The organism is Coleofasciculus sp. FACHB-712, assembly GCF_014695635.1.
Lineage (GTDB): Bacteria > Cyanobacteriota > Cyanobacteriia > Cyanobacteriales > FACHB-T130 > FACHB-T130.
The window spans coordinates 1-5,718 of record NZ_JACJOQ010000471.1; the positions used below are offsets into that span (position 1 = coordinate 1).

8 protein-coding genes and 1 riboswitch are annotated in these 5,718 nt (G+C 45.3%); of the genes, 2 read left to right on the plus strand and 6 right to left on the minus strand.

Annotated elements, in window-relative coordinates:
* Positions 1-56: 56 nt before the first annotated feature.
* The 5 genes from H6F50_RS15220 to psbN all read right to left on the minus strand — a co-directional run bounded on the left by H6F50_RS15220 (position 57) and on the right by psbN (position 4,209).
* On the minus strand, positions 57-1,076 hold the full coding sequence (locus tag H6F50_RS15220) for an ABC transporter substrate-binding protein (protein WP_190429340.1): 1,020 nt from the start codon (positions 1,074-1,076) through the stop codon (positions 57-59).
* Positions 1,077-1,104: 28 nt separating this feature from the next.
* Positions 1,105-1,815: a hydrogenase nickel incorporation protein HypB gene (gene hypB, locus H6F50_RS15225; protein ID WP_190429341.1), complete on the minus strand. Its 711-nt coding sequence runs from the start codon at positions 1,813-1,815 to the stop codon at positions 1,105-1,107.
* Positions 1,799-2,185 carry a hydrogenase maturation nickel metallochaperone HypA gene (gene hypA / locus H6F50_RS15230; RefSeq protein WP_199292182.1) on the minus strand — a complete coding sequence of 129 codons (387 nt, stop codon included), beginning with the start codon at positions 2,183-2,185 and terminating at the stop codon, positions 1,799-1,801. The genes hypB and hypA overlap by 17 nt, the downstream gene beginning before the upstream one ends.
* Before the next feature lie 3 nt (positions 2,186-2,188).
* Positions 2,189-3,382 (minus strand): agmatinase, encoded by a 1,194-nt coding sequence (gene speB / locus H6F50_RS15235; RefSeq protein ID WP_190429342.1) that lies wholly within the window; start codon positions 3,380-3,382, stop codon positions 2,189-2,191.
* Between the two features lie 118 nt (positions 3,383-3,500).
* Positions 3,501-3,634, minus strand: a riboswitch (guanidine-I (ykkC/yxkD leader).
* 443 nt (positions 3,635-4,077) lie between these two features.
* Positions 4,078-4,209 (minus strand): photosystem II reaction center protein PsbN, encoded by a 132-nt coding sequence (gene psbN / locus H6F50_RS15240; protein ID WP_190429343.1) that lies wholly within the window; start codon positions 4,207-4,209, stop codon positions 4,078-4,080.
* Positions 4,210-4,292: 83 nt separating this feature from the next.
* On the opposite strand from psbN, the gene psbH reads away from it, so the two are divergent.
* Both psbH and H6F50_RS15250 read left to right on the plus strand, forming a co-directional pair.
* The gene (gene psbH, locus H6F50_RS15245) at positions 4,293-4,496 is read left to right on the plus strand and encodes a photosystem II reaction center protein PsbH (protein ID WP_190411417.1); all 204 of its coding nucleotides are present in this window, start codon (positions 4,293-4,295) and stop codon (positions 4,494-4,496) included.
* Between the two features lie 139 nt (positions 4,497-4,635).
* Positions 4,636-4,908 (plus strand): TatA/E family twin arginine-targeting protein translocase, encoded by a 273-nt coding sequence (locus H6F50_RS15250; RefSeq protein ID WP_190411416.1) that lies wholly within the window; start codon positions 4,636-4,638, stop codon positions 4,906-4,908.
* Positions 4,909-5,061: 153 nt separating this feature from the next.
* On the opposite strand, the gene modA is transcribed toward H6F50_RS15250, so the two are convergent.
* Positions 5,062-5,718: molybdate ABC transporter substrate-binding protein (modA, locus tag H6F50_RS15255; RefSeq protein ID WP_190429344.1), on the minus strand; the 657-nt coding region annotated here is incomplete at its 5' end.

Genomic DNA, 5,718 nt, shown 5'->3' on the forward strand with positions numbered 1-5,718 from the left:
TAACATTTTACGAGGACGAGCGGAATTATTTTCCGGCAAATCTTCAGCGTAGCGGTTCATGATTTTTGCTTTGCCGCGTAGGCTTTGATAAACTGATCGTCAAATATTTGGGTAAGATTCGGAGTCTGTTGAGTTAACTTAGCCTCAACTAAAAATTTGCTAATTTCTTGAGCGGCGTAACTCAAAGAGGTCATGTCATTACCGGGACTAAATGCTTTCAAGTTGTCTTCAATGCTGAAGATTTTCGTCCCGGCTTCGTATTTCTTGTATTCCTCAACCGTGACCCCAGCCCGTTTTGCCATCGCGGCGTAAGCTTTGTCAGGATTGGTGCGGATAAACGCCAAGGTATCGAACCATGTATTGACCAAAGCTTGCACGTCTTGAGGACGTTCGTTAATCAGTTTTCGGCTGACCGTTAAATGATCGGGAATTGCTCCTGGAAAGTCTTTAGAACTGAATAATTCTTTACTTCCAGCACGTTCTAGCGCCTTGCTGGTAAATGGTGCAAAAACTCCAACTGCATCCACTTGACCCGCAACAAAAGCAGCTGAGGCTGCGCCTGTCTCTAAGGGTTGAAAAGTAATATCAGCTTGGGTTAAACCCGCTTTCTTCAGTCCTAGAAGTAACAGGAAATGATCGACGGTTCCTTCTTCAGCAGCGACTTTTTTCCCTTTGAGGTCGGCAATACTATTGATACCTTCCCGAACAATAATTTTGTCGTTGCCCGTTGAATTGTCATTGACTAATACAATTACTTGATCGGAACCAGCAGCCACTGAGCTGATCGTGTCATTCAAGGTTTGGGTATTAGCGCTTAGTTGACCAGCATTGAGGGCGTTAATGGAATCTAAATAGCCATCGAACCACTTCAAATCCACATTAACTTTGTTCGCATCAAACAGCTTTTCTTCTTTCGCCACCTGCCAAGGTAACCACCCAGGCCAAACACTAAAACCCATTTGAATTGTTTCAGTTTTTGAGGATGTAGCGGTTTGCTGGGGGTTAGCACAACTAACAGTAATGACAAGGCTGAGCAAAAAGACTGAGAATAGAGAAAGTAACTGGCGGGTCTTCATTGAGTCTCACTTTTTACGAGCAGGCTCATTAGGCGGGTAGCATTTCTGTTGCCGTAGCAGATGGGTGTTGATTTAAAACTTGCGATTTTACCCAATCAAACCAATTTTCTAATCCCTCACCCGTCTTGGCAGAAACCGCAATAATTGTGACATGAGGGTTCATCTGACGGACGTTGGCGGCAATGCGATTAATATCAATATCGAGATAAGGAGCTAAATCGATCTTGGTAATTAACAAACAATCCGCTTCTTGAAACATCACCGGATATTTGAGCGGCTTATCTTCTCCTTCAGTCACGCTTAACAAAGCAACTTTAATGTGTTCTCCCACTTCAAACTCAGCAGGACAAACTAAATTACCGACATTTTCAACCAGCACTAAATCAAAATCAGCAGGATTATACTGGTGTTCTAGTTGATGAATTCCTCCAGCTACCATCTTGGAATCCAAGTGGCAGGAACGCCCCGTATTAATTGCAATTACAGGGACTCCATATTGACGCAAACGGTCGGCATCCAGCTCCGTAGTCATATCCCCTTCAATGACGGCGATTTTCAACTCATCCGTCAAAACAGCAAGCGATCGCTCTAACAGTGCCGTTTTACCTGCCCCAGGACTACTCATAATATTGAAACAAGTAATCCCCCACTCATCAAAATGCGCTCGGTTATGATCGGCTCCTTTCTGATTAGCATGGAGCAAGTTAATTCCTAATGCAGCGTCAAATGTTTGATGCATAAGCGTTTTTATTTGCCTCGTCAAAACTATACTCAATCCGGTCAATTTTCAGTTCTCTCCCTGAGCGAATATCCTCCATCGGTGAGTGACACTCAGGGCAGCCGTATTGCAACCCAACTTGGGGTGCATATTCTTGTTGGCAGCGGTGACAAAAGGCAATCAGTGGTGTTTCCTGAATAACCAGTTCTACCCCTTCTAAAAAGGTGTTGCCAGTCTGTACCTCAAACGCAAATTGCAGACTGACAGGTTCCACACAAGTGAACTTACCAACAATTAAGTGAATCTGGGTAATATGGGGGCGCTCGGTCTGGGATTCCCACCAGTCTTTTACTGTTAAAATGAGCGCCTTTGTCATGTCAGTTTCGTGCAAGGCTCAACTCCACTCTGCAACTAATTCTGGTTGGGCGTAGGGGTGAATGTATGCGGCTTTCTCTTTTCGGGGTAACTGTCCTGACAGAACTAGATGCGCCATCGTGTCGCAAATCACTCGCGTCGCCATCAAAGATGTCATGTCGCTGATGTCATAAGGGGGCGACACTTCCACTACCTCAAGCCCGCAAACGGGTGCTTTCTGAACAATTTTGCCTAGCATATAAAGAGCCTCGCGGGGCAATAATCCGCCCGGTTCAGGCCAACCAGTTCCAGGGACAAAACCGGCATCAATGCAGTCAATATCAAAGCTGATATAAACGCAGTCGGTTCCATCTAAAGCCCTTTCTAGAGCGAAGTTTACCGCTGCATCCAAACCCATTTCTGTGATGTCTGTAACCGTCAGAATATTTGTGGCTCTTTCTCGACAAACTTTTACACCCTGACGCGGCACTTGCCAGCCGCCTATCCCTAATTGCACGAGGTTTTTCGGATTGGCATTTTTGATGTTCGTGGCATGGAACCAAGGGCAGGTGTGCATGCGCTCATCAAGGTCTGTTTCTTGGGTATCGACGTGGCGATCGAAGTGAATAATCCCCAGTTTTTTATCACCTAAGTGGCGACAAACTCCTCGCACTGTGGGATAGCCAATTGAATGATCGCCTCCCAAAATAATTGGGAAAGCTCCGGAACTAAAGATGTGAGCAATTCCTTTAGAAATTTGGTCAAATGACTTTTCGTTGTTTCCCGGAATTGTGAAAATATCTCCGACATCACACAGGGTAATTTGCTCTCGCAAATCAACGCCTAGTTCAAAGTTATAGGGGGTATACAAAGCCGAAATCCGCCGAATTCCTTGGGGACCAAACCGGGTTCCAGGTCGGTAGGTGGTGCCAGAATCGTGGGGTACGCCTACAATTGCAACATCGTATTCACCCACTTTTCGCACATCTTCTATATAAGGTGCTTTCAGGAAGGTGTTAATGCCTGCGTAGTGGGGAAGTTCGCCGCGAGAGAAGGTGGAAATAGAGCGATCGCGTATACTTTCTGCTGCTTCTAACCCAAACTCTAACCCTTTTGCTACCTCCTGTTGCCAGCCTGTCATTGGCAGATGGGTTTCTTTTTCAAGAGCGCGACTCGCTTCAGTAGACGGCGGTTGAAAATCCGAATTCGAGTTTTGAGGATTAATTTCAGTCATGTTTGAAAAAATGGGATGTTTCGTCAATCTAAAAGCTCTATTTTTTATCCCAAGTCAAAAAAAAGACTTGCAAAAACGATAGCCCGGGTAAGCCATAACAGATAAGCTTCTGCTATGTACCTCCCGGGCTTTTGTCCCGCCGTGTAACCAGTCCGTGTTTCAATTTATAAAAACACTCCATGACTGATTCGCCTCTCTCGGACCAGTCGTTTAAATCTTCAGACTTAAACCGGAACCCTAGAAGCTTATTAATTTTTTTACCCGATAGCTAGCAATAGTTTGTTGGGATGAACTTTGAAAGCTTAAATGTATAGATATCAATAAATTTTAAGCAGGAATGTAGTAAAAGTTACATTTTGCGGATTGCCGCCCTGAAGGTAAGCATTCATCTAGGTAGCGATCGCTACCTAGATGAACGCTCGCATCCCATCCTACAGCCGGGATTGCGCTACTAAGAAGGCTCAAATCAAACTGGACGCCACAGCCAAACCTGGATGAAAACGACTCCAGGTTTGGCGCATCATCAGCGCCCAAGTTTTAGGACAATTTTAGGACAAACTTGCCCCTGCATTTGACTCCAGCATTTCGCCCAGATAGGCTACACATTGATTGTTGATACCCAGCAGGAGATATCTTGTGTAGCTGCGCCTACCCCTGAGAGCGATCGCCCTACACGGGTCAGGCGTCGGAAAGCTTTAGTCTTCGTGATCTTCAAACGGATCGCTCAATTCCTTAGAAGGAGGCCCGAACGCAGTATAGATGGTGAAGCCAGTGAAGGCGACGAGAAAAGCAGCGATCGAAATGCTAAGAACTGTTGCGGGTTCCATAGGTGAGATAATTTATGAGAGCAGTTCCTATACAATATTACAAAACGTTAAAAACTTCTGTCGAGAGTGATCCTAGGAAAGCTATGGCACAACGGACTTGGTTAGGAGATGTCCTCAAACCCCTGAACTCTGAATATGGGAAAGTATCTCCGGGTTGGGGCACTACGCCATTGATGGGCGTCTTTATGGTGCTATTTTTGGTCTTTTTACTGATTATTCTGCAACTTTACAACTCCTCACTCCTCGTTGAGGGTGTTGATGTCGATTGGAAGAGCCTAGGCCGTTAATCGACGGCAATCTGGCGCGAAGCCCTTGGGCTTTACATAATGCCACGATTAAAAAACACTGATGCTTTCCCGGCTAGACCGGGTTTTTTTGTCAGTTCTATACTTCTATACTAAAGTTAACGTTTGCACGAAAAATCCTATGAATATCTTTGGCATCGGTTTGCCGGAAATGGCGCTGATTATGGTTGTGGCCCTTTTGATTTTTGGCCCCAAAAAGTTGCCAGAAATTGGTCGCAGTATGGGCAAGGCAATTCGCGGCTTCCAGGAAGCATCCAGAGAATTTGAAACTGAGTTCAAGCAGGAAGCAGAGCAGATAGAACAAGCTGTCAAGACACTTCCCCAGGCTGACTCAGAGAAAGTAGCAAACGGGAAGTCAGAGAATCCCGCAACTAGCTCATCGCAACACAGCTAAAACTGGCAATTCTCGTTGTAACGATAGCGATTCTCACTCTTAGTGGAATATACAGGAACCTCACCTCCCCGTTCGCTGGGAGAGAGCAGGAGTGGGGTTAAACCATAGTGCATCCAATAGAGAATTGCTGTAGAACAGGAAAGGGGGTAGACGCTAATTGTCAGCGACTGGTAGAAAGCCATATTTCTGCAATATCTTCTGCCCTCTGTTACTAATAACAAAGTTGATGAATTCTTTTGCCTGTGGGGAATTTTGACTTTGCTTGACAACCGCTATCCAATAGCCGATAGGTCGAGTTGATTCAAGGGAAATTCTGCTTATTACCTTCACTTTCTTCGATATCGCCGCATCCGTTGCGTAGATAAGGGCGGCATCAACATTTCCCTGCTCCACATAAGTCAAAACTTGACGCACATTGTCACCAAAGACTAACTTTTCTTCTTTTTCTAGTTTGGTATAAAGATTTTCTTTTTCCAGAGCCATTTTTGCGTACTCTCCCGCTGGCACTGTAGCTGGATTACCGATTGCTAAACGTTTCAAACGACTATCCCTTAAGTCAGATAGTTTCTTCAGCCAAGGAGTTTGAGCAGTCGTTGCCACCACGACTAATTGATTACGGGCAAACGTCTTGCGAGTTTGGGGAAGCAACAAATTCTGCGTTTCTAAAGCATCCATCGGTCGAGCTGCTGCACTCGCAAATACATCAATGGGGGCACCCCGTTCGATTTGCTTTTGCAAGAAACCAGAAGCGGCAAAATTAAAGTTAACGGTAAAGGTAGGAAGCTGAGCTTGAAAGGATGTGGCAATCTC

What these genes read in the sequence shown, in the direction of transcription:
- H6F50_RS15220 (WP_190429340.1), bottom strand. Translation starts at nt 1,076, where the DNA reads ATGAAGACCCGCCAGTTACTTTCTCTATTCTCAGTCTTTTTGCTCAGC.
- hypB (WP_190429341.1), bottom strand. Translation starts at nt 1,815, where the DNA reads ATGCATCAAACATTTGACGCTGCATTAGGAATTAACTTGCTCCATGCT.
- speB (WP_190429342.1), bottom strand. Translation starts at nt 3,382, where the DNA reads ATGACTGAAATTAATCCTCAAAACTCGAATTCGGATTTTCAACCGCCG.
- psbN (WP_190429343.1), bottom strand. Translation starts at nt 4,209, where the DNA reads ATGGAACCCGCAACAGTTCTTAGCATTTCGATCGCTGCTTTTCTCGTC.
- psbH (WP_190411417.1), top strand. Translation starts at nt 4,293, where the DNA reads ATGGCACAACGGACTTGGTTAGGAGATGTCCTCAAACCCCTGAACTCT.
- H6F50_RS15250 (WP_190411416.1), top strand. Translation starts at nt 4,636, where the DNA reads ATGAATATCTTTGGCATCGGTTTGCCGGAAATGGCGCTGATTATGGTT.